Genomic DNA, 26,692 nt, shown 5'->3' on the forward strand with positions numbered 1-26,692 from the left:
GATCCCCATCGGGGCGCACGACGAAGCTCTCGCCGTAGAAGTCCAGCCCTCGTTCGCTCCCCACCCGGTTCACCCGAACCACGTATAGGCCGTTGGCGACCGCGTGGCTCACGGCGAGCGCGAGCCAGCGCTGCTGGCTCGCGAAGGCGGCGGCGCTCGGAAGAAAGACGACCTGGGCCCCTCCCAGGGCCAGGCACCGGAATCCCTCCGGGAAGAAGTTGTCCCACCCCAGTTGCACCCCCACCCGAAGCCCTTCCAGGGTGAAGATCGGGAACCCCAGATCCCCCGGTGCAAAGTGGTGCTTTTCCTCCCAGTGGGCGAGCTGGGGCAGGTGCACCTTGCGATACAGGCCCGCCGAACGCCCCTGTGCATCGACGACGAGGGCCGCGTTGTGGTACACACCGTCGGACGCCCGCTCGAAGAAAGGGCACACCAGCGCGATCCCGCAGCGGGCAGCCAGCGCCGAGACGGCCTGTCCCAGGGGGCCGTCGGCCGGCTGGGCGAGAGCCGCCGCGTCGGCGCGGTCGCGGGGGAACCACGGCAGGCAGAACAGTTCGGGCAGACAGGCGATGCGCGCGCCCCGTGCCGCCGCCGCCTCCAGGTACTGGGCCGCCTTGCGCCAATTGCGCTCCACGTCGTCCGAGGCGGAGACCTGGATGGCGGCCACCGTGACCATGGCTTCCTCATACCCGCTGGGACCGGGCCCGGCCCGAAAAAGGATCGATAAACGTACTGGTTGCGCTGCGGCAAGTCAAGCCCTGCACCCCCCGAACCCCACAGGAGGCACCGGTGATCGTTGCCGATATCACCATGGCCGAGTTCGAGGCCGGTCTCACCCGCACCCGCACGGCGATCCTCCCCGTGGGGAGCGTGGAGGAGCACGGGCTCCACCTGCCGCTCTCCACCGACACCTACCAGGTGTGGGAGGTGGCCCGCCGCGCCGCGGAACTCGCTCCCGCGTTCCTTTGCCCGCCGGTGCACTACGGGTACTGCCGCAGCACCCGGGACCACCCGGGGACCCTCTCCATCTCCCCGGAGACCGTTCGCCGGCTCGTGTTCGATCTGGGAACAAGCCTCTACCGTCAGGGAATCCGCGGGCTCCTCGTCGCGTCGGGCCATGCGGGCGGGCTCCACATGGCTGCCCTGGAGGAGGCGGGGGAGCATCTGGTGGAGGCGTGCGCCGAGCTCGAGGTCGCGGTGGTGTGCGAGTACCACTGGGCCCAGGAGATCGGCCGAGGGGGCGTCGTGGAGACCGCCGACGACGGCCACGCGGGGGAGATCGAGACGAGCCGGATCCTGGCCCTGGGCCCCGGCCGGGTGAGGGGCACGAGCCCCGAGGAGTATCCCCGCTTCTCCCGGCCCTTCATCGCTCGGCACAAGCGGCCCCACTGGCCCGGGGGCGTGTGGGGAGATCCCTCCAAGGCCAGCGCGGTCAAGGGCGAGGAACTCCTCGCCCGCTGCGCCGTCCGCATGGCCGAGCTGGTCCGGTCCCTGGAAGCCCGCGTCCGAGCGGGCTAGCAGGGATCGAGTGGCGCCCGGCGGGTCTGCTGCGGAGCGCACCGGGCGCACGAAGGGTTGGAACCACGAAGACACAAAGACACGAAGGGTGAGATTTCTTCGTGTCTTCGTGTCTTGGTGGTTCACTCATCGCCTGTCGGGTGCCCCTGGTGGCCCAAGGCCTCGTCTAGGGCGCGCTCCAGATCCAGGAGCCGGAAGGGCTTGGGGAGGAACGCCGAGCGGGGGCCTTGCAGGTCGAGGCCCGCCAGGGCCTCGCCGGTGTGCCCCGAGACGAGGATGACCGGAAGATCCGGCCGCTGGGCGCGCGCGCGCCGCACCAGCTCGGGGCCGCTCATGCCCGGCATCACCACGTCGGAGACGATGACGTCCACGGCCTCACCGGCGTCGAGCCGCTCGAGGGCCTCGGCTCCGCTCGCGCAGGAGAGCACCCGATAACCCCGGGACGCCAGGTGCTCGGCAGCCACCTCCCGGACGGCGTCCTCGTCTTCCACCAGCAAGACGGTCTCCCCCCGGGCCCGCACCACCCCTGCGCCTTCTCGGGCCGGCTCCCGATCCGGCTCGCCGGTCCAGCGCGGCCAGAAGGCCCGAAAGGTCGTGCCGGTCCCGGGCGCGGAGACCACCTCCACCCGCCCCCCGGCCTGCTGCACGATGCCGTACACGCTGGCGAGGCCGAGCCCCGTGCCCTTGCCCGGCGCCTTCGTGGTGAAGAACGGCTCGAAGATGTGTTCCAGTACCTCGGGGGGCATGCCGGCGCCGGTGTCGCGGACCTCCAGCACGGCAAGGGGCCCCGTTGCGCCTGCCGGCCCGCCTTCGGGGAGCCGCCCGGGGGCAGGCTCGGGGGCTGGGTAGGTGCGCAGGGTGAGCTTCCCCCCCCCGGGCATGGCGTCGCGGGCGTTCACGGCGAGGTTCAGGACCACCTGCTCCAACTGCCCCGGATCGACGCGCACGGTTCCTGCCAGGGGGTCGAGGTCCACGACGAACTCGATGTCGTCCCCCAGGAGGCGCTCCAGCATCCGGGCCGTTGCCCCCACGGCCTCGCTCAGGTCGAATACCCGAGATTCCACGACCTGGCGGCGGCTGAACGCGAGGAGTTGGCGGGTCAGATCGGCGGCGCGGTCGGAGGCCCGCAGGATCTCCCGGGCAGCCCGCTGCTCCCGGTCCCCTTCGGGCAGGCGGGTGGCGAGAATTTCCGCGTAGCCCGAGATGGCGGTGAGGAGGTTGTTGAAGTCGTGGGCCACCCCTCCCGCGAGCCGGCCCAGGGCCTCCATGCGCTGGCTGTGGGTGAGCTGGGTCTCCAGGGAACGGCGCTCGGTGTGATCGAAGAGCACGCCCTCGAGGGCGCCCGGTACTGCGCCCGCGTCCTCCACCCCCCGGCCCACGTCGTACACCCAGCGCACCGCGCCGCCGGCGTCGTGAACGCGGTACTCCACTTCGTAGGGACGGCCTACGGCTACGGCCTTCTGGATGGTCCGCCAGACCCGGCGGCGGTCTTCCGGCACGACCAGGTCCGTGAGCGTCGGCGAGCCGGCTCCCGAGAAGACCTCCGGAGGGTGCCCGGTCACCGCTCGGCTCCCGGCACTCACGTACGCCACGGGGCGTTCCGGCCGGAAGCCGCACCGGTATACGGCGCCCGGGAGGTTGCGGATGAGGGTTTCCAGGGTCCGTTGGGTCTCGGCCAGGCGTTGCTCCGCATAGAGGCGCTCGACCTCGCCGCCGGCGCGGCGCGCATACAGGCCGAGCACGTCGCGCCCGTGCTCCGCCAGAGAGATGGGCTCGTCGTGGAGGCAGCACAAGACTCCCACCGGCTGGCCCCGGCTGTCGAGGAGCGGCGCTCCGGCGTAGCTCTCCACGCCCCTCTCGGCCAGGGCCGCGTCCTCGGGGTACAGGGCCGCCGCCCCTTGGGGCACGAAGACCAGCTCGCGGGTTGCGGCGACGTCGGCGCAGGGCGTTCCCGCGAGGGCGTAGGGGGGTGTGTGCACCTGGGTCTCCCAGTCCAGGGCGGCCAAGGGCACGGCCCGCACGCCTTCCTCGATCCGGGAGAGAATCGCCCAGCGGGTCCCGAGCTCCTGCTGCACGGCGCGGACGACGGCGGCGAAGAGCTCCTGGCCGGTGAGCCCCGCGGTGGCGTCGTGCAGACGTCGCAGCCGCGCCTCGGCCCGTCGCCGCTGGCGGGCCTCGGCTTCCAGGGACTCTCGGGCCCGAGCCCGCTCCAGCGCGACACCGGCCATGTGGCCGAGCACCTGGAGCGCGTCTCGTTCGTCGGGAAGGAAACGGCGCGGCCGGTGAAAGCCGAGGGTGAGAACCCCGAGCACCTGTCCCTCGGCTCGCAGGGGCACGGCGGCCAGCGCGGCGGCTTGCGGCGCAAAGGCGCTTTCCGGCGCCGTCTCGGATGGGGAGGAGTCGTGCTCGAAGAGGGCGACCTCCCCGGAGGAGAAGACCCGCCCGGCAAGGCCGTGGCCGAAGGGCACCCGGGCGGACTTCTCGCGGGCTTCCGGCGAGAGCCCGCGGCTGTCCGCCAGGACCAGGGCTCCTCCCGCTGCGTCGGCCAGGTACACGGCCGCCACCTCGGCCCCCAGCGCCTCCACGGCCCCGTCGAGCACGGACTGGAGCGCGGCTTCCGCCGATCCCGCCAGGGTCAGGTTCCGGCCCAGGCGGTAGAGGGCCCCCAGGGTCTGGGCCCAGCGCGCCAAGGCCCGCTCGCTTCGCTTGCGCTCGGTGATGTCCCGCAGGATCCCGGCGACCCCGGTGACCCGACCCTGGCCGTCGTGCAGGGGGATGCGGGATGCCAGGAAGGTGCGTTCCTCTGCGCCTACGGGAATCGACTCCTCCCCGTGGTAGGAGCGGCCGGAGGTCAGGACCTGCTGATCGTGGGCCTGGAGCACCTCGGCCACGTGGGGGGGCAGGAGGTCGGCGCTTCGCCGGCCGGGGAGCTCGTCGACGCCCACCCCCAGCACCCGGGCGGCGGCCGGGTTGGCCAGGACGAACCGCCCCTCGGGGTCCTTGATGAAGACCACGTCGTCGGAGCCCAGCGCCAGGGCTCGCAGCCGCTCCTCCCGATCTCGCAGCTCCTCCAGGAGCAAGCGGTAGCGGCGCCCCGCCCACGTTCGCTGGGCGGCAATGGCTCCCAGGGCCAGGCACAGGAGCGCGGCGCCCAGGAAGCCCGCTTCCCACACCATGGCGCGGCGCCAGGCCGCCAGGACCTCCTCTTCGTCGGCCTTCACCACGAGGCCCCAACCCGCGTCGGAAATCCAGCGCACGGCCGCCAGGACCCGGCCGCCCCGATAGTCGCGGAACCAGCCCACCGTCTCCTTCGACTCCAGGGCGGCCACCTCGGCGGAGTCGAGCTGCTCGGAGCCAATCGTGGGGAGCCGGCCGGGGGCGGAACCGCGCACGGGAGAGAGTATCTCGGCGCCTTCGGGGGTACGCCTCACCAGGTAGACCTCCACGCTGGTGACGCCCCACGGCTCCGGACCTCCCACCACCGGGAAGAGGGTGCCGCTCGGGTCCAGGTAGAGGCCCGCGACCCCCAGCGCGGAACCGTCCTCGGGGCCCTCAGGGGCGCCGGCGCGGCCGAAGACGGGGGCGAGAAACCCCACCATGGGCGTGCCGTCGTCGGCGTGGTGGAGGTCGTGGAGGAGGTAGCGCCCCTCCCGTGCGGCACGCCGGGCCGCCACCGCGGCGCGAGACCCGAGGGGCACGGCCCCCTCGGCCGAGAGCAGCAGCTCGCCGCCGGGGGTGAAGAGATATGCTCCCCGGAATCCCGCAAAACGCAGCAGGTTGTCCAGGTGTTGTCGAAGCGCGTGGGGGTCGATCCCCTTGGGACAGGTCCCCACCGCGCACAGGTCTACCAGGTTGGGGTCCCAGGCCAGAACCTCGGCGTCGGAGCGACGCTCGGCGAGCCAGCTCTGCACGGCGCGCTTGCGGCCTTCGGCGAGCCCCTCGAGGCGCACCTGCCAGCTGCTCACGGTGCGGCTGCGCTCGTCGAAGCGCAGTTGGACTGCGAGCCACGCAATCGCAGCGAGGGCGGCAAGGCCGGCCAGCGCGAGGCCGACCGTTGCCCAGGATCGGGCGAGGGGCTCGGGGGCGCGGCCTTCCGAGGTCACGGGTCTATCCGGGGCAGGGTGAGGAACAGCCGACCCCCAGAGCATCGGCAAGAGGACGGCGCATCTTGAGCGCAGAGCGCCCTGCGCCCCGGGATGGTCAGGCCTGGGTTCCCGGGGAGAGCCCGCCGGAGCCCTCCAGGGGGAGGCGGACGCAAAACAGGCTGCCCCCGTCGCGGCGGGGCTCGTAGGAGAGGCTGCCCCCGTGGGCCCGCACGATGGAGCGGGCCAGGGGCAACCCGATCCCCAGGCCTCCCCCTCCGAACTCGTGTCCGGAGGTGCGGTGGTGGCGTACGTCGGCCGATTCGTAGAACAGGTCGAAGATCTTCTCGCGCTCGGCCTCCGGGACACCCACCCCGGAATCGGCCACGGCCACGACCAGATCCCGGCCTTCCGTTCGCACTTCCACGTCGACCTGGCCCCCGTCGGGGGTGAACTTGACGGCGTTCTGCACCAGAGCCCCCACCGCCCGCAGCAGTTTGCGCACGTCGGCGTGGAGCGCCAGGTCTTCGGGGGCACGGCACGCCCAGGTGACGCAGAGCTGCCGCAAGGTGCCGTACATCTGGCACAGGTCGCCCACCCCCCGGGCCAGGTCCCCCACGGTTTGGGCCGTGGGGTGGAGCTCGAGCCCCCCTGCCTGGTTCAGGCCCAGGTCCCCCAGATCCTCCACCACCTCCTTGAGGCGCCGCAGGGCACGATCCGCCGACTCCAGGAGGCGGCGCTGGTCTTCGGAGAGGACTGCGGTCTTCCCGGCGAGGAGAGACACCAACCCGGCTGCCACGGTGGTCGGGGTGCGGATCTCGTGGTTCGCTAGGGCAATGAACTTCTCCTTGCGCTCGTTGAGGTCGCGCAGCCGTTCCACCACCTCGCGCAGGGCGCGGTTGTCCCGGGAAAAGCGCAGCCGCTCCTCGCAGTGTCGGATGAGGAGCTCGAGCCGGGCCAGGCGCACCGGCTTTACGAGAAAGTCGTAGGCCCCCAGGCGCAGGGCGTCCACGGCGTCGTCCATGGTGCCGTACCCCGTGACCAGAACCACCTCGGTTCCGGGCCAACGCTCCCGAACCCGCCGGAGCACGTCGATGCCCGAGATGCCGGGCATCTTGAGGTCGGTGAGCACGAGCTCCGCGGGGCGGTCCTCCAGGAGCCAGAGCCCTTCGTCGCCCGTGGAGGCAACCCGGACGGTGTGGCCCTGCTCCGCCAGGAACGTGCCCATGGTCTCCCGGATGCCCTTTTCGTCATCGATGATGAGGATATCCATGGCTCTCCCGGTGGCGCGAAGGCACGGGGCACAGTAGACCCGAACTCGCGGCTCGGGGCAACCGTGCATTGGTCCCTGGATCCACCCGCCGAACGGTGGGCGGGTTCGGGGAGCCCCTACCCTCCGCCGCGCAATCCGCGATGATTCGAGGCCCCAGCCTCGACAGACCCGGCGCGCACCACGTCACCCTCCTGGCGAGCGGGGTACGCTTCGGTCGATGCGCAGCGCCGCTGCACTGCGGGGCTCCCCGAACCCGCCCCGAAAAGAGGTGGTGGATTCGGGCGTCCCTTCGGGCGCGCCCTACGCCGGGCCGGGCCCGGCGGGCGTCACCCGGTACTTGGCGGCGAGGAAGACAGGGTGGTAGCTCTCCTTGGCCTGGCGCAGCCCCGGGTCGCCCAGGTCCTGTTCCCGGTTCACGTACCGGTAGCCCTCGAGGGCGTGGAGGCAGAAGTCCCGATTGATGAGCTGGGCGAGGCCTTCGCGCTCGGGCTCGGCTTTTTCGAAGTGCACCACGAAGGTTTCGGGGTCCAGCTCCTCGCCGAGGCAGAAAGCCGCCACCCGGGCCCCCAGGAGGATTACCCCCCCGCGGAGCCCCAGGGCCTCGCGGTGGGTGAGGGCCTCGACGGCGGCGTCGGTCTCCAGGAACGTGGCGGGCTTGTCGGCCGAGCAGCGGATCGTGCACCACCCTCGGGCCAGGTCGAGGCACGGGCCCAGGTGCTCCGGCCCGAGCTCCCGAAACGAATAACTCCCGGCTTCTTCCCGCAGGAACTTGACCAGACGGTTTCGGCGCTTGTGGAACTTCTTCCCGGGCAGGAAGGCCAGGTCGTCACGGGAGTAGACGTAGTCGGCCTGATCCCGATCGGCCCGGCATGCCCAGCCGGAGGAGAACTGTCGGGCCACCCAGGCCTCCGGCACCGGGAAGAGCGACCCGGGGGAGCCCTGGGCCTCCAGGTGCGCGCACAGCGCACGCGCCGCCGCCCCGGTGTCGCCTTCTCCCGCGGGGGGAAACGCATAGCGCTCCCCGCCGTACCCCCTGCCCGTGACCAGGAGCAGAGAGTCCCAGCGGCTCAGGCGATAGTCGTGCGCCTTGCGGAAGAGGAAGAGATTGGCGAAGGTGAACTCGGAGAGTCCGGCCCGCGCGCGGCGCAGCACCGGCGCCACCTCGTCGCGCAGCTCGAGGCTCACCTCGCAGGATTCGGGAAACCGGGGAATTCTCTCCATGCCACGGCCCTCGTCGAAGGCCGCTAGCGGCGGCGCAGGGGCAACACCGCCTCGTCGGCCGCCATGTCCACCACGGGCACGACGTGCCCGGGGCGGCCCAGGTACCGGTCGGCCACGTCCTGGGGGAAGGAGCGATAGCGCAAGGTGGCGCGGGCCCGCAGGGGGCCCTTGGCGGCGGCCGGTACGGGGAACCGATAGGTTTCCAGGGCCTGGGCCCTGGGGGGGATCGTGCTGTCGCGAGCGATGCGCGCGACCTTCCAGGGCTTCCAGGTGGGGACGCCGTCCTCGTCCACTGCCTCGGCGCCGTAGGTCCGGGCCGCCGGGTCGAGGGCCCCGTCGGGGCGCAGCGCCCCGCTCTCCCAGAGCACCCGGCCTGCGTCGCCGTCGTCGGAGACGGTTACGTGGAGCCACGCCTGGCGCAACTCCGTCATGCCGGTGGGCAGGTTGTGGCCGGCGCCCACGTTGCGGACCCGAACCTCCAACGTTCCTTCGCTGTCGGGCCCCAGGACCGCCGGTGCCTCGACCCGGACCCGGGCCGCGATGCGCAGGCGGGAAACGGCGTCCGCGGCGTGCCGCGGGTAGCTCAAGAAGTCGGGAATGGCCGAGTTGGCGCCGGTAAAGGTGTGATGAAAGAAGGGCGACCGGCTGGTGCCGAAGTTGCTCGAGGGCCCGGACAGGGCGGGCTTTTCCAGGGTGGCCGCCACTTGGGCCGCGACCTCGGGGGGCACCATGTGGCAGTCCTGGCAATGGATCTCTTCTGCGGCGTAGACGCTGCCCTTCCACTCTTCGTAGGTGCGGGCGATGGACGTTCCGGTGACGGGGTGGAACACGTTGTGGCACGCTCCGCAAAACTCGCTACGGGTGTGCAGATCGGAATATGCGGTCTCGTGGAACGTGCTGAAAGCGTCGGCGTAGGGCCCCCGTTTGGGCCCCTCCGGATCGAGCACGAGGCCGGCGTTGCCGGGGACCCCACCGCGCTCGAGCATCTCGACCCGAGCCACCGTGTGGCAGAAGTCGCAGGTGACCCCTTCCTGGGCCAGGGGGTGGATCACGATCTCGCCGCTCTCTCGGATCCATACCTGCTCGGCGGCTGTGCCCACGGGGGTGTGGCACCCCGCGCAGAGGCGGTCCATGGCTCCCCCCAGCTCCCGGGAGGCCTCGCGCCAAGCCGCCTGATACAGGGGATCGGCAAAGGCGTTGGCGTGCATCGAGCCGGACCACTCCTCGTGTTGGAGCGGATGGCAGTACGCACACCGGTCCGCCGGAGTGAACGCGTCCAGGCTTGCGGGCAACCCCGTCACCGTGTTGATGGCGCTGGGGTAGAAGGGGAGCTCGGCGGCGGCTGGGGCCGCACAGGCGAGGGCCGTCGCGAGGGCGGTCCTTCGGAGAGCGCGCAGGGGCATGGCGGCTCCAGCGGGAGGGGTGGCCGGCCGGGAAAACGGTCCCCGGGCGGCGCACAACCTACCAGAAGGCGCGGAGCCTCGCCAGGCAGGGGGGACGTGAGACGTGAGACGGGGGACGTGAAGCGAGGGGAGGATCGAATGAATTCCCAACCGCCGACGCGACCGACGGGGAACCGCACCGGCCCTCCGGGGCCGGAAGCTCAGCCGCCCGAGAGCTGCGCCCGCATCCGGCCCAGGACCCGGTTGGCCGGGTTGGCCCGGTCGAGAAAGCCCAGGACCGGGACGCGGCGCTCGCCCATCTCTCGCAGCCGTGCCGTGAGACCGGCGTGGTGGGGATCCAGGCGAAGTCCCCGCTGGAACGCGGCGTGGGCCTTGGCGCGATCCCCCGCCCGCAGGAGCAGCACCCCAAGGGCGAAGTACAGGTCCGGAATATAGAAGGCGCCCCGAATTGCCTCGAGACAGGCCACCACCCCGTCGCGCACCCGGCCGTTGCCCATGGAGCGGCTCGCTGCGAGAAACGCGCGTACCCGGACGTCCCGGGAGCCCTGCGCTTCGCACTTCTGGAGCAGGGATTGGCACCGCGCGTAATCTCCCCGGTGGAAGAGGGCCACGGCGCGGGCGATCCACTCGTCCTGCTCCTGACCGGTCCCCTCCGGCGACGGAAGGGACACCGGGCTTTCGGCCGGGACCTGGCCCACGAGGGAGTCGAACAGGAGATCGAAGTCGTTGAGGGCAATCTGCACGGGCGTACCTCCAGGGGCCAGCGATGCGGAAGGACCAGTCGGGCCGAAGGGAATGCAAGGGGTGGGCCGCCACGTTCGCGTCCAGGAGAGCCGCGACGATTCTCGTCGGTGAGGCGGGCTCGGGCGACGGGCGTGCCCGGCTCGTAACCGAGTCCCGAATTGGTAACCGGGGACCCCCAGGCGTTCCTCCGGCGCGCCGAGCCTCACGGGTTTCGGCCGAGCTGCCGCGGTTCGGTCGAGGCGGCACGGGGCTGCGCTCCAGGCCTCCCGGACCTCGCCCCAAAGACTTGGTGGTGGATTCTGGGTCCCCGGGATCCGCCGCCCGGGTGGCGAGCGGGGTCCGGGAGCCCCTGCGCTTCGCCCCGCAATCCGCGACAATTGGACGAAGGGTCCCTCGCGGAACCGGTGCGCCTGGCCTCATCGGTTTCCGCCGGCTGTGGCGGATTGGTCGATGCGGTACGGGGCTGCGCTCCGGGGCTCCCGGACCCCGCCCCAAATCTAGGTGGTGGATTCTGGGGCGGCACCGCGGCACCGCGCTTGTCTCCGAGGGGTGGCTATGGTACTTTCTTGCGCCTTGTCGGGGCGTGGCGCAGCCTGGTAGCGCACCTGCCTTGGGCGCAGGGGGTCGGAAGTTCGAATCTTCTCGCCCCGACCACTGCTGGGCCCCGTCGAACGCGCCTGTAGCTCAGTTGGACAGAGCAACGGCCTTCTAAGCCGTGGGTCAGAGGTTCGAGTCCTCTCAGGCGTGCCAGCCGGTTTTCGCTTCTGTGGTGAGTGTAGCTCAATGGCAGAGCACCGGACTGTGGCTCCGGTGGTTGCGGGTTCGACTCCCGTCACTCACCCCAATCCAGGCTGAGGCCCACGGGCGACCCCGTGGGCCTTTTCTCTCGTGAAGCGGTTGGTTGTCTTCGGGCTTCTTGACACCCCCCGGGCGCGCCTCTAACGTTACGGTTCGTCCATCTTCCGACGCGGCTCGTGCCGCCGCCCTTAGAGATGCAGATCATCGAACACTCCCAACTCGCCCCCCGGCAGTTCGAGCGCTCGGTTGTAACGGTGGGGAACTTCGACGGCGTACACCTGGGCCACCAGGCACTGCTGCGACGGGTGGTCCAGAGAGCCCGGGAGCGCGATGCGGTGTCCGTGGTGTATACCTTCCATCCCCACCCCCTGCGGGTCTTGAACCCGGCCTTTTGCCCCCCGCTCCTCACCGCGTTCGAAGATCGGGCGGCCCGGATCGCCTCCCAGGGGGTCGACGCCCTGGTCTGGGCGCGGTTCGACCGGGAGTACGCGGGCCAGGAGCCCGAGGAGTTTGCCCGGCGCACCCTGGCGGGAAGCCTGGGGGCGGTGGAGGTCTGGGTGGGACCCGATTTTGCCTTCGGCAGGGGGCGTCGCGGTTCCGTGGAGTTCCTCCGCCGGGCAGGCCGGGAGCTGGGGTTCGCCCTGGAGGTGCTCCCGGCGTTCGGGCTGGACGGGGAGGCGGTCTCCTCGACGCGCATTCGCCAGGCCGTGGCCGAGGCGGATTTCGAGGCGGCCCAGCGCCTGCTGGGGCGCCCCTATGCCTTGCACGGGCCCGTGGTGCGGGGCGCGGGCCGAGGCCGGGGCCTGGGGTTTCCCACGGCCAACGTCCTGGTTCGGGAGGAGTGCCTGCCCCCCCCCGGGGTTTACGCCGCCTGGGCCTGCTGGGGAGAGATCTGCCGGCCGGCCGCCCTCAACATCGGGCCCAATCCCACCTTCGGTGCCGCGGAAACGACCGTGGAGGCCTACCTGCTGGACTTCGGGGGAGATCTCTACGGCACCGAGCTGGAGCTTCGGCCCCTGGCCGCGCTGCGCCGGGAGATCGCCTTTCGGACGCCGGCCGACCTGGTCCGGCAGATCGCCGCGGACGTGGAGGAGACCCGCCGCCTCCTGGGCCTCCAGCCAGACCACGCGAGCGAGGGCGGGGGGTCATGAGGGGAACACCCCACCCTGGATTCCCCTCGGTCCGCACCCGCCTCTTCGGTCTCGTCGGCCACCCCGTTTCCCACAGCCTGTCCCCCGCCATGCAGAATGCGGGCTTTCGCGCCGCCGGCATCGATGCCGCCTACGCAGCCTTTGACGTGCCCGCCGAGGGGCTCCCCGCCGCCCTGGCCGGGGCCCGGGCCCTGGGCTTCGGGGGTCTCAACGTGACCGTTCCCCACAAGGAAGGGGCCCTGGCCCTAGCCGCGGAAGCCGATCCGGTGGCCGCCCTTGCCGGAGCCGCGAATACCCTGGTGCCCGTTGCGGCGGGATGGAGGGCGTGCAACACCGACGTGGACGGGTTCCTCTCGGCGATTCGCGAAGGCCTGGACATGGACCCGGCCGGCCGTCGCTGCCTCGTCCTGGGTGCCGGTGGGTCGGCCCGGGCCGTGGCGGTGGCGCTCGTTCGGGCGGGGGCTCAAGAAATCTTCGTGGCCAACCGAAACGAGGAGCGTGCCGAGGGTCTGGTTCGGGAACTGCGCCAGCGGTGCGGCACCGAGCGCGTGGCAAGAGTCGCTCTGGAGGCGGCTCCCCAGCGGCTCGGCCCGGAGGGGCTCCTGGTGAGCGCCACTCCCCTGGGGCTGTCCGAGTCGGGCCGGTGGCCCTGGGACCTGGCCCGCTTTGACCCCGGCACGGCGGCGTTCGACCTGGCCTATCGAGCCGGGGGCGAAACCCAGCTGGTGGTGCAGGCCCGGGCCAGGGGACTGCGGGCGGCTTCCGGCCTGGCGATGCTCCTCCACCAGGGCGCCCTGGCGTTCGCCCTGTGGACGGGCAGGCCGGCGCCCCTGGCTGCCATGAGGCGGGGACTACTGCAGATCTGAACGGCCGTCCGCCGGAAGGTGGACCTTCCGCGGCGCCGCGCTGCATACCGAGGTGACCATGTCGAAGAAACTGGGGGAGCTCCTGATCCGAGAGAACCGCCTGGCACCGGCCGACCTCCAGCGGGCCAAGGACGAGCAAAGAAAGAACGGGGGGAGGCTGGGTGAGGCCCTCGTGCGTCTGGGCATCCTCAAGGAGCAGGAGCTCGTCAACATCCACTCCAAGCAGTACGGAATCCCCGCCGTCAACCTGGAGAGCTTCGACATCGATCCCGAGGTCACGAAGCTCATCCCCGAGGACCTCGTCCAGAAGTACCGGGTGATGCCCATCAACCGGGTGGGTTCCACCCTGATCGTGGCGGTCGAGGATCCTTCAAATATGTTCGCGGTGGACGACATCAAGTTCATCACCGGGTACAACGTGGAGGTGGTCGTAGCGGCACCGTCGGCCATCAAGGCGGCCATCGACAAGAACTACGACTCGTCTGCGACCCTGCTGGACGTGATGAGCAACTTTGACCTGGACGATCTCGAAGTCGTGCACTCGTCCGATGACATCAACGTCGCCGACCTCGAGAGGGCCGTCGACGAAGCCCCGGTCGTGAAGCTCGTGAACCTCATCTTGTCCGACGCCATCAAGAAGGGCGCCAGCGACATCCACATCGAGCCCTACGAGAAGAGCTTTCGGGTTCGGCTGCGCATCGACGGTCTCCTGTACGAGGAGATGAAGCCGCCGATGAAGCTCAAGAACGCCATGACGAGCCGCATCAAGATCATGGCCAACCTCGACATCGCCGAGCGCCGGCTCCCCCAGGACGGCCGCATCAAGCTCAAGATCTCCAAAGACAAGGACATGGATTTCCGCGTCTCGGTGCTCCCGACGCTCTTTGGCGAGAAGATCGTGTTGCGGCTCCTGGACAAATCCAACTTGCAGCTCGACATGACCAAGCTCGGGTTCGAGACCCCCGCCCTCAAGGACTTCAAGGACGCCATCCACAAGCCCTACGGCATGGTGCTCGTCACCGGTCCGACCGGCTCGGGCAAGACCACGACTCTGTACTCCGCCCTGGCCGAGCTCAACACGATGGACACCAATATCTCCACCGCGGAAGATCCGGTGGAGTTCAACCTGATGGGCATCAACCAGGTGCAGATGCACGACGAGATCGGCCTGAACTTCGCCGCTTCGCTTCGGAGCTTCCTGCGCCAGGATCCGGACATCATCATGGTGGGCGAGATCCGCGATTTCGAGACGGCGGAGATCGCCATCAAGGCGGCTCTTACGGGCCACCTGGTGCTCTCCACGCTACACACCAACGACGCCCCAAGCACCGTGAACCGCCTCCTCAACATGGGGGTGGAGCCGTTCCTGGTGGCCTCGTCCACCAATCTCATCCTGGCCCAGCGACTGGCCCGCCGGATCTGCAACAACTGCAAGGAGAAGGTGGAGATTCCCGCCCAGGCCCTCCTCGATATCGGGGTGCCCGCCGCCGAGGTGGGCACCTTCCCTTGCTACAAGGGCACGGGGTGCGCCGAGTGCAGCGACACCGGGTATCGGGGGCGGGTCGCCCTCTACGAGGTCATGCCCATCGGGGACGAGCTCAAGGAACTCATCCTGAGCGGGGCCTCCTCCATGGAGCTCAAGGCGGCGGCCATCCAGCAGGGGATGAAGTCCCTGCGCATGAGCGGCATTACCAAGCTCAAGGAAGGTGTCACCACCGTGTCCGAGGTGGTGCGTTGCAGCGTAAAGGATTGACCTGCGCGCGGCCGCGCCCCGCGGCCGCCGGAACTGGGAGGGTGCCGTGATCGGCCTGCATCAGCTCTTGAAGACCATGATCGAGCGGGGGGCTTCGGATCTCCACATCACCACGGGCTCGGCGCCCCAGGTGCGCATCGACGGCCGCCTGGTGCCCCTGGACCTGCCCGCCCTCGGTCCGGCGGACTCCAAGCGGCTGTGCTACTCGGTGCTCACCGACGCCCAGAAGCACCGCTTCGAGGAGGAGAACGAGCTCGACCTGTCCTTCGGGGTGAAGGACCTCTCCCGCTTCCGCGCCAACATCTTCATGCAGCGGGGCGCAGTGGCGGGGGCCTTCCGAGCCATCCCCTTCAAGATCCTCACCTTCGAGGAGCTGGGCCTTCCGGCGGTGGCCGACGAGATCGCCAACAAGCCCCGCGGGCTGGTGCTCGTCACGGGCCCCACCGGCTCCGGCAAGTCCACCACGCTCGCGGCCATGATCGACAAGATCAACACCGAGCGCCGCGAGCACATCGTGACCATCGAGGATCCCATCGAATACCTGCACCCCCACAAGGGCTGCCTGGTAAACCAGCGGGAGGTGCAGGCCGACACGGCGAGCTTCAAGAAGGCGCTCAAGTACATCCTGCGCCAGGACCCCGACGTGGTGCTCATCGGCGAGATGCGCGACCTGGAGACCATCGAGGCGGCCCTGACCGTGGCCGAGACGGGCCACCTGGCGTTTGCCACGCTCCACACCAACTCGGCCGCCCAGACCATGAACCGCATCATCGACGTCTTCCCCTCGAACCAGCAGCCCCAGGTGCGCGCCCAGCTCTCCTTCGTGCTGGAGGGAATCCTCTCCCAGCAGCTCATCCCCAAGATGAGCGGGCGCGGGCGGGCGCTGGCCATCGAGGTGCTGGTGCCGACCCCCGCGGTGCGCAACCTCATCCGGGAGGACAAGATCCACCAGATCTACTCCCAGATGCAGGTGGGGCAGGACAAGTTCAACATGCAGACCATGAACCAGTCCCTGTACCACCTCTGGTCCAAGAAGATGATCAGCCTGGACGACGCCACGGCCCGAAGCTCCGACCCCGAGGAGCTGCGCCAGATGATGGCCAAGGCCATCCCCGACGCGCTCCAGAGCCGGCGGGCGAGCCCCCGGATGATGTGAGAGACAGCCGCGACCCCCCGCCGCCGGCCGGCCTTGCGCCGCTGGCTGCCGACACCAACGAAGGCACGAGGTAGCCCATGCCGGTCTACAAGTGGGAAGGCCGCACCCGGGACGGAGCCGTGAAGAAGGGCACCCTGGAGGCCGCCAACGAGGCCGTGGTGACCGCCCAGCTCCGGGCCCAGAAGATCGCGCCCACCAAGATCAAGAAGAGTCTCGGCGCGGTCGAGATCAAGATCCCCGGCCTCAAGCCCAAGGTGACGACCAAGGACCTGGTGGTCTTCACCCGGCAGTTCGCCACGATGATCGACGCGGGCCTGCCGCTCGTCCAGTGCCTGGAGATCCTCTCGAGCCAGCAACAGAACTCCACCTTCAAGGAGGTGCTCCTCAAGGTGAAGGAAGACGTGGAGGCGGGCAACACCTTTGCCGACGCCCTCGCGAAGCACCCGAAGGTGTACGACCGTCTGTACGTGAACCTGGTGCACGCTGGAGAGGTGGGCGGCATCCTCGACACGATTCTCAACCGGCTCGCGGCCTACATCGAAAAGGCCATGAACCTCAAGAAGAAGGTCAAGGGGGCCATGGTCTACCCCGCCGCAGTGGTGGGCGTGGCGGTCATCGTGGTGGCGATCATCCTGATCTTCGTCATCCCCGTCTTTCAGCAGATGTTTTCGGGCGTCGGCAAGAGCCTTCCGGCTGCAACGCTCTTCGTGATAGCCCTGTCCGAGTTTCTCCAGAAATACGTATTGTTCATCGTGATCGCCTTTTTCCTGCTCGGCATGGCGTTCAAGAAGGTGTATTCGACGGAACGCGGCAAGCTCTTCTTCGACCGGGTCTTTCTCCGGTCCCCCATTTTCGGGACGCTCATCCGGAAGGTGGCGGTGGCCAAGTTCACCCGGACCCTCGGAACGCTCGTGTCCTCCGGCGTGCCCATCCTCGAAGGGCTCGACGTGGTGGCCAAGACCGCGGGCAACCGGGTGGTGGAACTCGCCATCATCAAGACCAAGGAGTCCATCAGCGAAGGCCGGACGATCGCCGAACCCCTCAAGGAGACCGGGGTCTTTCCCCCCATGGTGGTGCAGATGATCGCGGTGGGGGAAGCCACCGGGGCGCTGGATCAGATGTTGACGAAGATCGCCGACTTCTACGATACCGAGGTGGACGAGGCCGTGGGGGCCCTCACCCAGGCCCTGGAGCCCCTGCTCATGGTCTTCCTCGGCGGCACCATCGGCGGGCTCGTCATCGCCATGTACCTGCCCGTGTTCCAGATGGCCGGAGCCGTAGGAGGAGGCTGAGAGGCCTCCCTTGGTCCCCGGCAACCCGCAGCGGCGGCTCAAGGGGTACCTGGGGGGGCGGATCGTCGTTCTCCTGGCGCTCCTGGCCCTGGTGGGCGTCTTCGGCGTCCGCCGGGCCGCCTTCCCCATCTCGTACCTGTGGTTCTCGGGACTCACGGCGGCGGCCTTTGCCTTTACCGCCGTTTCCGCGCTGGCGCTGCGCCGGGGGTTCCGGGGCCAGGGCTGGGTCAAGCTCCAGCCGGCGTGGGACGTGGGCTATGCCACGGCCCTGGTGTATTTTTCCGGGGGGACCTTCTCCCCCCTGACCACCCTCTACCCGCTGGCCATCATCGGGGGCGCAACTCTCCTGTACCGAAGGGGCGCCCTGGTGGCGGCCACGCTCTCGAGCCTCTCCTACGGCCTCCTGGTCGACCTGCACGTCTACGGGCTCCTGCACCCGCCCCACGTCGCCCTGGCGGAGGCCACGCCGGGCAAGGCGCTTCCCCACTTGCTGCTCCATGTCGTGGCGTTCTATGCCCTGGCCCTGCTCTCGGGGCACCTGGCCGAGGAGCTGCGCCGCACGGGAGCGCGGCTGGAGGTGGCCGAGGCCGAGGTCCTGGACCTGGAGCACCTGAAGGACTCGATCCTGCTCAGCCTGGGGTCGGGGCTGGTGGCCCTGGACCCCAGGGGACGGGAGATGTTCCACAACCGAGCGGCGGAGGAACTTCTTTCCCGCGCGGGAATCCGCATCGGGCAGGGCATGGACATGGCGGGGGTCTTCGACCTCGACGGCGCGCCCCGCCAGGAGGTCCTCCTGCCGGGGGGGCAGCTGGTGCTGGGCTATTCCGTCGCTCCCCTCTTCGACCGGGGCGGCACGCGCCGGGGCAGCATCCTGATCTTCCAGGATCTCACCCAGGTCAAACGTCTCGAGGAAGACCTGCGGCGCACCGACCGCCTGGCCGCCGTGGGGCGCCTGGCGGCAGGTCTCGCCCACGAGATCCGAAACCCCCTGGCAAGCCTGTCGGGCTCGGTGGAGGTGTTGCGCCACAGCGCCCCCCCCGACCCCGAGGACGCCCACCTGCTGGAAATCGTGCTCCGGGAGACCGAGCGCCTCAACCGCCTGGTCACGAACTTCCTGCACTACGCCCGTCCGGGCAGGGGTGAACGGGAGCCCTTTTCCCTGCGCGAGCTGGTGGCCGACACGGGGTTCTTCTTCTCCCAGGGGGAGGGACGAGGCGGGTTTTGCCTGGAGAACCACGTCCCCGAGGACCTGGCCTTGGTGGCCGACCGGGCGCAGGTGGAGCAGGTGCTCCTGAACCTCTTCCGCAACAGCGTGGAGGCGGCGCCGGAAGGGGTGACGGTGAGGGTCGGCGCCGTCCGGGCCGAAGCCAGCGTCACGGTGACCGTGGAAGACGACGGTCCCGGCATCCCCGGGGAGATCGCCTCCCGCATCTTCGAGCCCTTCTTCACGGGACGGGAGGGCGGTACCGGGTTGGGGCTCGCCACGGTCCACCGGATCGTGGAGAATCACGGGGGCACCGTGGCCCTGGAGTCGGGGCACGCCCCCGGTGCGGCGTTCCGCCTGACGTTTCCGGCGAGCTGAGGAAGATGGCACGTATCCTGGTCGTAGACGACGAGCGCAGCATGCGGGAGTTTCTCGAGATCCTGCTGCGCAAGCAGGGCCACCGGGTCGACACCCGCGCGGACCTTTCTTCGGCCCGGGCAGCCCTGGAGGAGGGCGAGTACGAGCTCGTGGTCACCGACCTCAAGCTTCCCGGCGGTTCGGGGATCGACGTGCTGACCGCCTGCAAAGGAGCGCGCCCCGAGACCGAGGTCGTGGTCATCACCGCCTTCGGCACCGCCGAGACGGCGGTGGAAGCCATGAAGCAGGGCGCCTACGACTACCTCACCAAGCCCTTCAAGGTCGACGAGATCACGATCACGGTCCAGAAGGCCCTGGAGAAGGCCGCGCTCGCCCGGGAGAACCGGGAGCTGCGGCGCAAGCTCGAGGCGGTGGAGGCCGGCGAGGAGATCCTGGGGCGAAGCCCCGGGATGCAGGAGGTCTTCCGCCTCCTGGAGCGGGTGGCTCCCACGGGGGTGACGGTGCTGGTCCACGGGGAGAGCGGGACCGGCAAAGAGCTGGTTGCCCGCCGCCTCCACGCCCTCTCGGGGCGAAGGGGCCCCTTCGTGGCGGTGAACTGCTCGGCCATTCCCGAGGGCCTCATCGAGAGCGAGCTCTTCGGCCACGTGAAGGGGAGCTTCACGGGTGCGGTTTCCGACAAGCCGGGTCTCTTCGAAGAGGCGGGCGGAGGCACGCTCTTCCTGGACGAGGTGGGCGAGCTCCCCCTCACCCTCCAGCCCAAGCTCTTGCGGGTTCTCCAGGAGGGCAAGGTGAAGCGGGTGGGCGGAAACCGCGAGGTCGCCGTGGAGGTGCGGATCGTCTCCGCCACGAACAAGGATCTGCGCCGCGAGGTGGAGGCGGGCCGGTTTCGGGAGGACCTCTACTACCGGCTCAACGTGGTCGCCCTGGAGATCCCCCCCCTGCGGGAGCGCCGGGAAGACATCCCCCTGCTGGCCCACCACTTTCTCCGGAAGTACGCCCAGGCTTTCGGCAGATCCGTAAAGGGCTTTACCCGCGACGTGCTCGAGCGCTGCGAGGCCCACGACTTCCCCGGCAACGTGCGGGAGCTGGAAAACCTGGTGGAGCGGGCGGTCGCCCTGGAAACCGGGGAGTATCTGACCTGCGCGAGCCTCCCTCCCCAGCTCGGGTGCGCGGTGCCGCCCGCCGTGGCCCCCGCTCCGGCCCTCTCCGCTGCCGGGATCGACCTGGAAGCCACCCTCGCCGCCCTGGAGCGGGCCTACCTCGCCGAGGCCCTTCGGCACACCAGCGGCAACAAGACCGAGGCGGCCCGGCTCCTGGGGGTCACCTTCCGGTCCCTGCGGTACCGGTTGGACCGGTTGGGGATGGGGGGCTGAGCCCTCCCGTCCCCCCGCCTGGTCCGGAGGAGGGGCCGAGGGCTGCCAACGAGGCTACGCCTCGGACCGCCGAGGCGTGGCGCACTTCTTCCCTTCCCGACCGATCGAAATCGAAATCGCGATCGAAGTCGAGGTCGAGGTCGATTTTGATGTCGACCCAGACGTGATGGACCGTTGCAGGTTCCAGGTCCTCGAGGACCTCTAGCGGGAGCTGCGGCGCTCGCGGAGCCAGGCGGCGATGTCGGCCTGGAGCTTCTTCTCCATGGCAGCGGGCTGGGGCTCCTGGGACTCTCGCCGTCGGATCACGGCGGGGCGCGGGGTGGCCGGCTGGGGGGTGCGCAGATGATACGATCGATCTTGCATGTGGAGCAGACTTCTCCTTCGAAAGGGGGGTGTGCGCTCACCGCTCGGCCACGTTCGGCACGAGTCGGCCTTTGGGTTGTTGGATACGGGAAGACGCCTCCGGGTTTCAACCGGCGCGGGTCACTGCTGGTAAGGGAGCTGCGAGCTCTTTGCGGTTTCCGTGCAGGGAGGGGAAGCCCAAGGCGACCAACGCACCTACTATACCCTACTTCGGCCGTCTGCCCCAACTACTTGAATTCATCGCATACACTTTTCTTGCGGCTCCCGTGTCGTCCCCCGGGGGCAGGCGCCCACCGACCCGGATCTCGCCCGGTGCCGCCCGGGGAAGATTCCGTCAGCCCTGGACCAGGAGGGCCGCCACCCGGTCCCGGTACGCAAAGCTTCCCGGGAAACACGGCTTTCCTCCCCGGCGCCGGAACGCCTACTTCTTCTTGGCCTCGTCCTTCTTGCAAAACTCCACCGGCTTGCCGCAGGTGGGGCACTTCTTGGGCTTGCAGCGGCCTTCCTTTTCGAGGCCGCAGTCGGGGCACGTCCAGGTCGCCATGCTACGCCTCCTCTTCCGCCGAGAGTTCTTCCGCGAGGCAGATCGCGGGCAGATTGCGGTACCGTTCGTCCAGATCCAGGCCGTACCCCACGAGGAAGCCCGATTCCAGGCCGAACCCCCGATAGTGCACGGGAACTTCCGCCTCCCGGCGGCCCGTCTTGTCCACCAGGGCGCACACCCGGACGCTGGCGGCGTCGGCGGCCTCCAGGTCCTTGAGGAGTTTGGCCAGGGTGCGTCCCGAGTCGACGATCTCCTCGACCACGATCACGTGCCGCCCGGCCACCGGGTCCGAGAGCGACAGGAGCTCGCGCACCGACCCGGAGGACGACGTGCCCGCCCCGTAGGAGGACAGCCGCACGAAATCCACCGAGCAGGGAACGCGCAGATGCCGCACCAGATCGGCGAGGAAGAGGAACGAGCCCTTGAGCACGCCGATCAGGTGCACGTGCTGGCCCGCGAAGTCCAGGTTGATGGCCTCCGCCAGGCGGACGACGACTTCGCGGATCTGCTCTTCCGAATAGACGACCTTCACCGCCTGCTCCTCGTTGACACGCGCGGCCGATGGGCTACCCTGGGTCGCCGAACTTTTACCATAGGCCCTCGGCGGATGCCAGGGACCCGTCGGCCCTCGATCCACCGCGTGGGTGGTAAGCGGGGTCCGGGAGCCCCTACGCTGCGCCGTACGATCCGCGACGATTCGAAGGGGCAGGTCCGGCGGAGCGCAAGGACTCCCGGACCCCGCCTTTTGCCCGGGCGGAGGATCGTGGCCCCCCAAAGGTTTGGGATTCTGGAGGGGCCGGGTGAGCCCGGGCGGAGGAAGCGACATGCTCGACAGGGTTCTGGTGCCGGTGGACTTCTCGCCCATGTCCAAGCATGCCCTGCGGGCGGCGCTGGTCATGGCCCGCAAGAGCCCCCTGGAGATCCACCTCCTGCACGTCATCCCCGAGTACGAGGTGCACAGCGCGTTCCACATCTCCCTGCCCGAGCGGGGTGAGATCGAGTCCCAGGCGGGGCGGTGGGCCGAGAGGGCCTTCGAGACCTACTTGAGGGGTGAGAGCCTGGGGGATGCCCTGCTGGTGAAGGCCGTGCGGTACGGCAACCCCGCCCGGGTCGTGTGTCAGTATGCCGACGAGGTCGGCGCCGCGGTGATCCTGATTGCCAGCCACGGCCGCTCGGGCTTCGAGCGGGCGGTGTTTGGAAGCGTGGCGGAGAAGGTCCTGCGCACCTGCCGCCAGCCCGTGATGGTCGTCAAGGGAGACGTTTAGACGAGAGGGAGGAAGCCATGCCCGTGCACATCCGCAACATCCTCGTGCCCCTGGACTTGAGCCCCGCCAGCGACCGGGTTTCGCAGTACGCCTCGGCCATGGCCCGGTGCTTCGGCGCGCGGGTCACCGTACTCCTGGTGGTCGAGGAAGCCGAGGGGCTCCGGGGCCTCAACCTGCCCCGCATCTCCTACGACGAGTTGATTCCCGATCTGGAGGATCGGGCCCGCGGCCGGCTGGAGGCCTATGGGCGAAAGCACCTGGGGGACGTCCCGGAGCTCGAACTGCGCGTCACCCGCGGAGAGCCCTGGGAGAAGATCCTGGCTGCGGCGAAGGAGATCGGAGCCGACCTCGTGGTCATGGGCACCCACGGGCGCAGGGGGCTGGACCGCGCCCTGTTCGGGAGCACGGCCGAGCGGGTGCTGCGCCGCTCCCCCGTACCGGTGGTGGCGGTTCCCCTGGCGGAGGAGGCGAGCTGATGCCGACCGCTTCCCGCCCCGGGACGCCCAAAGGGCGCTCGGGCATGGTCCTCCTGACCTTGGGGCTCCTGGTCCTGGCGGCGCTGCCCGCGGCGGCGGCCGGGAGCAGCGCGTCCCTCGCGGTGCAGCCGGGCGAGCTCGTTCCCGACATGGCCTTCGAGGTCCTCCTGGCCCCCGAGGACTATTCCGCCCTCGGGCTGCCTCGCGGCGAAGGTCCCTTCCGCCTTTCCGAGGTGCCGGGAGAGCTCCTCGTCCTGGAGTTTTTCAACCGGTACTGCCTCACCTGCCAGCGCCAGGCCCGCTACCTGGATTCCTTCTGGGGGGTGGTGCGCTCCGGCGACCTGGCGGGCCGCGTGGGAGTGCTGGCGGTGGGCGTCGGCAACCGACTCCGGGATCTCGCGAGCTTTCGCCGGGAGTTCGGGGCGGGCTACCCCCTCGCCCCCGACCCCACCTTCGACCGCCTCCGGGAGCTGGGAGACCCGGGGGGGACCCCCTTTACCGCCTTCCTGCTCCGCCGGGGGGAAGGCTGGCTGCTCGCCGACCACCACCTGGGGCTCCAGGGCGACGTGGAGCTCATGGCCCGGGTGCGCGTGCTGCTGGCGGGTCGGGCCGGCTTTGCCGCCGCCGCACCGGGGCCGCTCCGGGACAGCCAGCGCCTGCGGTCCTACCTCTCCTCTGCCGAGGAACTCGAGCGCGCCCGCGCCTTTCTCACCCGGGTGAGCGGCCGGAGCGTGGAGGTGGCCGTCCGCACCCTGGCGGACGGAACCCGGGTCTTCGAGGCCCGGGCCCCGGACGGGACTCCCACCGGGCTCTACGGCCGCGTCGGGAGTCGGGACCCCGTGTGCGACATCTGCCACGCGGTCCACTTCTTCTTTGCCTTCGACGCTCGGGGCACCGCCCGGGGGTTCGAGCCCATCCACGTAACCAAGTACGGAAACGAGCTCTGGAGCGAGGCCGACGTGGCCCGGACCGTCCGCGCCCTGGAGGGCCGACGGCTCGCAGACCTCCAGTTCGACCCCGACGTGGACGCGGTGACGAGCGCCACCATGAGCTCGGCCCTCATCTTCGACGAGGTGCGCCGCGCCGCCCCCCTGGCGGCGGAGCTCTCCCGCCCGTAGATTTCATCTGGATCGGTATCGGGTCCAAATCGATTTCGATACCGATAGCGATAGCGATGAACGGGGTGGGACCTACCCCAGGCGGGCCAGGGCTTTGAGGCGGTCCCAGTCCCGGTCCACCTGCCCCTGGATCCGGTCCAGGTCCTCCCGGCCCAGGTGCCGGAACCGCCCCTGGGCCTCGAAGTAGGCGTCCACCAGGTACCCCACCGGCTCCAGGTTGATGGTGTAGCGCTCCCCGTCCTCCACCTCGTAGAGGGGGAAGATCCGGGTCTGCACCGCCAGGCGCGCCAGCCGCACGCTGACCTCGCTTGCTACCTTCCAGCCCGTGGGGCAGGTGGCGTAGATGTGCAGGAACTTGGTTCCGTGGAGGGCGACGGCCTTCTGGACCTTGCGCACCAGGTCTTCGGGGTAGGCGATGGAGGCCGTGGCGGCGTAGGGAATCCGGTGCGCCGCCAGGATCTGCATGATGTCCTTCTTGCGGGTGCGCTTGGGGCTGCCGGTGGGGGTGGTGGTGGTCCACGCACCGGGAGGCGTCGCCCCCGAGGCCTGGACCCCCGTATTCATGTAGGCCTCGTTGTCGTAGCAGACGTACAGGAGGTCCTCGTTGCGCTCCGCGGCTCCGGAGAGGGCCTGGAGCCCGATGTCGAAGGTGCCGCCGTCCCCGGCCCAGGTGACCACCTGGGTCTCGGTCTCGCCCCGGGCGTCCAGGGCGGCCCGGATGCCGCTGGCCACGGCCCCCCCGGTCTCGAAGGCGGTGTGGAGGATCGGCACCCGGAGCGCCGAGTAGGGGAAGGGGCCCGCGATGATGGACCAGCAGCAGGCCGGCAGGGCCACCACGGCCTTTTCGTTCAGACCCTTGAGAAGGAAGCGCATGGCGATGGCGGCCCCGCACCCCGGGCACGCCAGGTGCCCCGAGACCATCCGTTCGCTTGCCGGCAGCTCGATGGACACGATCGCTCCTTCTATTCCTTCAGCCCCGCCCACAGGAGATCCTCCGGGGGAGCCTCCCCGAGGGACCGCTCCACCACCGCGGAGATGGTCTGGGGGGTGATGTCGCGCCCGCCCAGGCCCGCCACGAAGGGGTAGACCGCCGGGCGCCGTTCCAGGCGCGCCAGGGCTGCTTGGATCTCCTGGGCGAAGATGCCCCCGTAGCCGAAGGAGAGGTTGCGGTCGATCACCGCCACCCGCTCGTAGGGCTCGAGCACCCGGCGGACCTCCGCCTGGGGGAACGGGCGGAAGAGGCGCAGCTTCACGAGGTCCACGGGGGTTCCTCTGCGCCCCAGCTCCTCCTGGGCCACCCGAGCCGTACCGGTCACCGAGCCCGTGGTGACCAGCGCCAGGGGGGCCCGCGCCCCCTCGCGGAAGGGTACGAGCTGGACCATGGGATAGGAGCGCCCGAACCGGCCCCCGTACTCGGCGTCGAGGGCGGGGTACAGCCGCAGGGCCTCCTCCATGGCCTGCTGCATCTTGTACCGGAACTCCATGTAGTAGTCCGGGCTCGCCAGCTGGTGGAAGGCCCGGGGATCCCGGGTATCCAGGATCTCCGTGGGCGTCCAGGGCGGCAGGAAGGCGTCCACCGCCTGCTGATCGGGCACGTCTACGGGCTCATAGGTGTGGGACAGGAAGAAGGCGTCGAGCGCCACCATCATGGGCAGGCTCACCTGCTCGGCGAGCTTGTAGGCCAGGAGGATCGAGTCGAGCACCTCCTGCACGTCCTCGCAGTAGACCTGCATCCAGCCCGTGTCCCGCTGGGCCAGGCTGTCGGTCTGGTCGGCCCAGATGTTCCACCCGGGCCCCAGGGCCCGGTTCACCTCGGCCATGACCACCGGGAGCCGGGCACCCGCCGCCCAGTGGAGCATCTCGTGCATCAGGGCCAGGCCGTGGCTCGAGCTGGCGGTAAAGGTGCGAGCGCCCGCCGAGGCCGCGCCGATCACCGCGGCCAAGGCCGAGTGCTCGCTCTCCACCCGGACGTACTTGGCGTCGAGCACGCCATCGGCCACGAGCTCGGCCAGCCGCTCCACGATGTGGGTCTGGGGGGTGATGGGGTAGGCGCTGATCACCTGGACCCGGGCGAGGTCCACGGCGCAACTCACCGCGTGGCTGCCCTCGAGGACCCGCCTCATCGGGGCTCCTCCTCCAGCACCATGGCGTTGCGGGGGCATTCCACCACGCACACGCCGCACCCCTTGCAGTAGTCGTAGTCGATCTCCCGGCTCCCGGCCCGCAGGTCGCGCAGCACCGAGACGTCGGGGCAAAAGAGGTAGCAGTTGTCGCAGTGGTCGCACAGCCCGCAGTGGAAGCAGCGCTCGGCCTCTTTCATGGCCATGGAGCCCGAGATGCGCATCTTTACTTCGTCGAAGCCCGTGCGCCGCTCCTCCAGGGTGATGCGGGGGCGCTCCCGGCGCTCCCCGTACTGGAAGTAGATGGTGTTGAGCTCCTCGAAGCGCACCACGTGGTCTTGCTGGAGGGTGCGGTCCCCGCCGCCGAAGCGGTTGAGCGAGATCGCCCCCTTGCGGCCCACCCGGACGGCCGGCCAGGCCGCGGCCGGCTCCCGGCCCCGCAGGTGGGCGTCCAGGACCACCGCAGCCTCCTTGCCCGAGGCGATGGCGGTGACCACCGCCTTTCGCTCGTTCACCAGGTCGCCCCCCAGGAAGACCGGGGGCCGGGCCGCCCACTCCCCCCGAGGCGCGACGCGCCGCAGGTGAAGGCCCGCC

Annotated in this window: 23 protein-coding genes and 3 tRNA genes; 14 read left to right on the plus strand and 12 right to left on the minus strand. The window is 69.9% G+C overall.

The genetic code is table 11. The features are described from left to right. A partial coding sequence (locus AB1578_09335; protein MEW6488104.1) for a nitrilase-related carbon-nitrogen hydrolase occupies positions 1 to 676 on the minus strand: 676 nt, incomplete at its 3' end. Between the two features lie 113 nt (positions 677 to 789). Between AB1578_09335 and AB1578_09340 the strand changes: the two genes are divergently transcribed. After that, on the plus strand, positions 790 to 1,518 hold the full coding sequence (locus tag AB1578_09340) for a creatininase family protein (protein MEW6488105.1): 729 nt from the start codon (positions 790 to 792) through the stop codon (positions 1,516 to 1,518). 122 nt (positions 1,519 to 1,640) lie between these two features. Here AB1578_09340 and AB1578_09345 read toward each other — a convergent pair whose 3' ends face one another. The 5 genes from AB1578_09345 to AB1578_09365 form a co-directional block, all read right to left on the minus strand. After that, positions 1,641 to 5,621, minus strand: coding sequence for a GAF domain-containing protein (locus AB1578_09345; protein MEW6488106.1), 3,981 nt, complete (start codon positions 5,619 to 5,621; stop codon positions 1,641 to 1,643). A gap of 97 nt (positions 5,622 to 5,718) precedes the next feature. Beyond that, entirely contained in the window at positions 5,719 to 6,873 is a 1,155-nt protein-coding gene (locus tag AB1578_09350; GenBank protein MEW6488107.1) for a response regulator, read from the minus strand. A gap of 300 nt (positions 6,874 to 7,173) precedes the next feature. Continuing rightward, a complete protein-coding gene (locus AB1578_09355) occupies positions 7,174 to 8,094 on the minus strand; it encodes a phosphatidylglycerol lysyltransferase domain-containing protein (protein MEW6488108.1) in 921 nt (306 codons plus the stop codon). A 23-nt stretch (positions 8,095 to 8,117) separates the two neighbouring features. Then, positions 8,118 to 9,497 (minus strand): multiheme c-type cytochrome, encoded by a 1,380-nt coding sequence (locus AB1578_09360; protein MEW6488109.1) that lies wholly within the window; start codon positions 9,495 to 9,497, stop codon positions 8,118 to 8,120. A 200-nt stretch (positions 9,498 to 9,697) separates the two neighbouring features. Next, positions 9,698 to 10,240 (minus strand): tetratricopeptide repeat protein, encoded by a 543-nt coding sequence (locus AB1578_09365; protein MEW6488110.1) that lies wholly within the window; start codon positions 10,238 to 10,240, stop codon positions 9,698 to 9,700. Between the two features lie 578 nt (positions 10,241 to 10,818). On the opposite strand from AB1578_09365, the gene AB1578_09370 reads away from it, so the two are divergent. From AB1578_09370 to AB1578_09415, 10 genes are all read left to right on the plus strand, one after another. Next, a tRNA-Pro gene (locus AB1578_09370) sits at positions 10,819 to 10,895 on the plus strand. Between the two features lie 19 nt (positions 10,896 to 10,914). Then, positions 10,915 to 10,991: transfer RNA gene (locus AB1578_09375), tRNA-Arg, on the plus strand. A 19-nt stretch (positions 10,992 to 11,010) separates the two neighbouring features. Beyond that, positions 11,011 to 11,085, plus strand: a tRNA-His gene (locus tag AB1578_09380). A 130-nt stretch (positions 11,086 to 11,215) separates the two neighbouring features. Next, positions 11,216 to 12,190: a bifunctional riboflavin kinase/FAD synthetase gene (locus tag AB1578_09385; GenBank protein ID MEW6488111.1), complete on the plus strand. Its 975-nt coding sequence runs from the start codon at positions 11,216 to 11,218 to the stop codon at positions 12,188 to 12,190. Beyond that, positions 12,187 to 13,056, plus strand: coding sequence for a shikimate dehydrogenase (gene aroE, locus AB1578_09390; GenBank protein ID MEW6488112.1), 870 nt, complete (start codon positions 12,187 to 12,189; stop codon positions 13,054 to 13,056). Before AB1578_09385 ends, aroE begins: the two co-directional genes overlap by 4 nt. Before the next feature lie 58 nt (positions 13,057 to 13,114). Next, on the plus strand, positions 13,115 to 14,809 hold the full coding sequence (gene pilB, locus AB1578_09395; GenBank protein MEW6488113.1) for a type IV-A pilus assembly ATPase PilB: 1,695 nt from the start codon (positions 13,115 to 13,117) through the stop codon (positions 14,807 to 14,809). Positions 14,810 to 14,855: 46 nt separating this feature from the next. Continuing rightward, a complete protein-coding gene (locus AB1578_09400; protein ID MEW6488114.1) occupies positions 14,856 to 15,965 on the plus strand; it encodes a type IV pilus twitching motility protein PilT in 1,110 nt (369 codons plus the stop codon). A 77-nt stretch (positions 15,966 to 16,042) separates the two neighbouring features. After that, positions 16,043 to 17,257, plus strand: a complete 1,215-nt coding sequence (locus AB1578_09405) for a type II secretion system F family protein (GenBank protein ID MEW6488115.1) — start codon at positions 16,043 to 16,045, stop codon at positions 17,255 to 17,257. Positions 17,258 to 17,267: 10 nt separating this feature from the next. Further along, positions 17,268 to 18,839 (plus strand): ATP-binding protein, encoded by a 1,572-nt coding sequence (locus AB1578_09410; protein MEW6488116.1) that lies wholly within the window; start codon positions 17,268 to 17,270, stop codon positions 18,837 to 18,839. 5 nt (positions 18,840 to 18,844) lie between these two features. Then, a complete protein-coding gene (locus AB1578_09415) occupies positions 18,845 to 20,212 on the plus strand; it encodes a sigma-54 dependent transcriptional regulator (protein ID MEW6488117.1) in 1,368 nt (455 codons plus the stop codon). Positions 20,213 to 20,413: 201 nt separating this feature from the next. Here the strand turns inward: AB1578_09415 and AB1578_09420 are convergent, their stop codons facing one another. From AB1578_09420 to hpt, 3 genes are all read right to left on the minus strand, one after another. Beyond that, on the minus strand, positions 20,414 to 20,575 hold the full coding sequence (locus AB1578_09420) for a hypothetical protein (GenBank protein ID MEW6488118.1): 162 nt from the start codon (positions 20,573 to 20,575) through the stop codon (positions 20,414 to 20,416). Positions 20,576 to 20,996: 421 nt separating this feature from the next. Then, positions 20,997 to 21,119 carry an RCKP-type rubredoxin-like domain-containing protein gene (locus AB1578_09425; protein ID MEW6488119.1) on the minus strand — a complete coding sequence of 41 codons (123 nt, stop codon included), beginning with the start codon at positions 21,117 to 21,119 and terminating at the stop codon, positions 20,997 to 20,999. A 1-nt stretch (position 21,120) separates the two neighbouring features. Then, positions 21,121 to 21,651, minus strand: coding sequence for a hypoxanthine phosphoribosyltransferase (gene hpt / locus AB1578_09430; GenBank protein ID MEW6488120.1), 531 nt, complete (start codon positions 21,649 to 21,651; stop codon positions 21,121 to 21,123). A 292-nt stretch (positions 21,652 to 21,943) separates the two neighbouring features. Here hpt and AB1578_09435 point away from each other — a divergent pair, with 292 nt between their 5' ends. From AB1578_09435 to AB1578_09445, 3 genes are read left to right on the plus strand one after another with little or no spacing between them, the layout of a single operon-like run. After that, positions 21,944 to 22,384 carry a universal stress protein gene (locus AB1578_09435; GenBank protein MEW6488121.1) on the plus strand — a complete coding sequence of 147 codons (441 nt, stop codon included), beginning with the start codon at positions 21,944 to 21,946 and terminating at the stop codon, positions 22,382 to 22,384. Between the two features lie 17 nt (positions 22,385 to 22,401). Beyond that, positions 22,402 to 22,860: a universal stress protein gene (locus AB1578_09440; protein ID MEW6488122.1), complete on the plus strand. Its 459-nt coding sequence runs from the start codon at positions 22,402 to 22,404 to the stop codon at positions 22,858 to 22,860. Then, a complete protein-coding gene (locus AB1578_09445) occupies positions 22,860 to 23,978 on the plus strand; it encodes a hypothetical protein (protein ID MEW6488123.1) in 1,119 nt (372 codons plus the stop codon). The genes AB1578_09440 and AB1578_09445 overlap by 1 nt, the downstream gene beginning before the upstream one ends. 72 nt (positions 23,979 to 24,050) lie before the next feature. On the opposite strand, the gene AB1578_09450 is transcribed toward AB1578_09445, so the two are convergent. The 3 genes from AB1578_09450 to AB1578_09460 form a co-directional block, all read right to left on the minus strand. Further along, entirely contained in the window at positions 24,051 to 24,899 is an 849-nt protein-coding gene (locus AB1578_09450) for a thiamine pyrophosphate-dependent enzyme (GenBank protein ID MEW6488124.1), read from the minus strand. A gap of 41 nt (positions 24,900 to 24,940) precedes the next feature. Further along, a complete protein-coding gene (gene porA, locus AB1578_09455) occupies positions 24,941 to 26,101 on the minus strand; it encodes a pyruvate ferredoxin oxidoreductase (GenBank protein ID MEW6488125.1) in 1,161 nt (386 codons plus the stop codon). Beyond that, positions 26,098 to 26,692, minus strand: a 595-nt coding sequence (locus AB1578_09460) for a 4Fe-4S binding protein (protein MEW6488126.1), incomplete at its 5' end; no start/stop codon positions are given. The genes AB1578_09460 and porA, both read right to left, overlap by 4 nt.

The sequence above is a fragment of the Thermodesulfobacteriota bacterium genome (genome assembly GCA_040756475.1).
GTDB lineage: Bacteria > Desulfobacterota > Deferrisomatia > Deferrisomatales > JACRMM01 > JBFLZB01.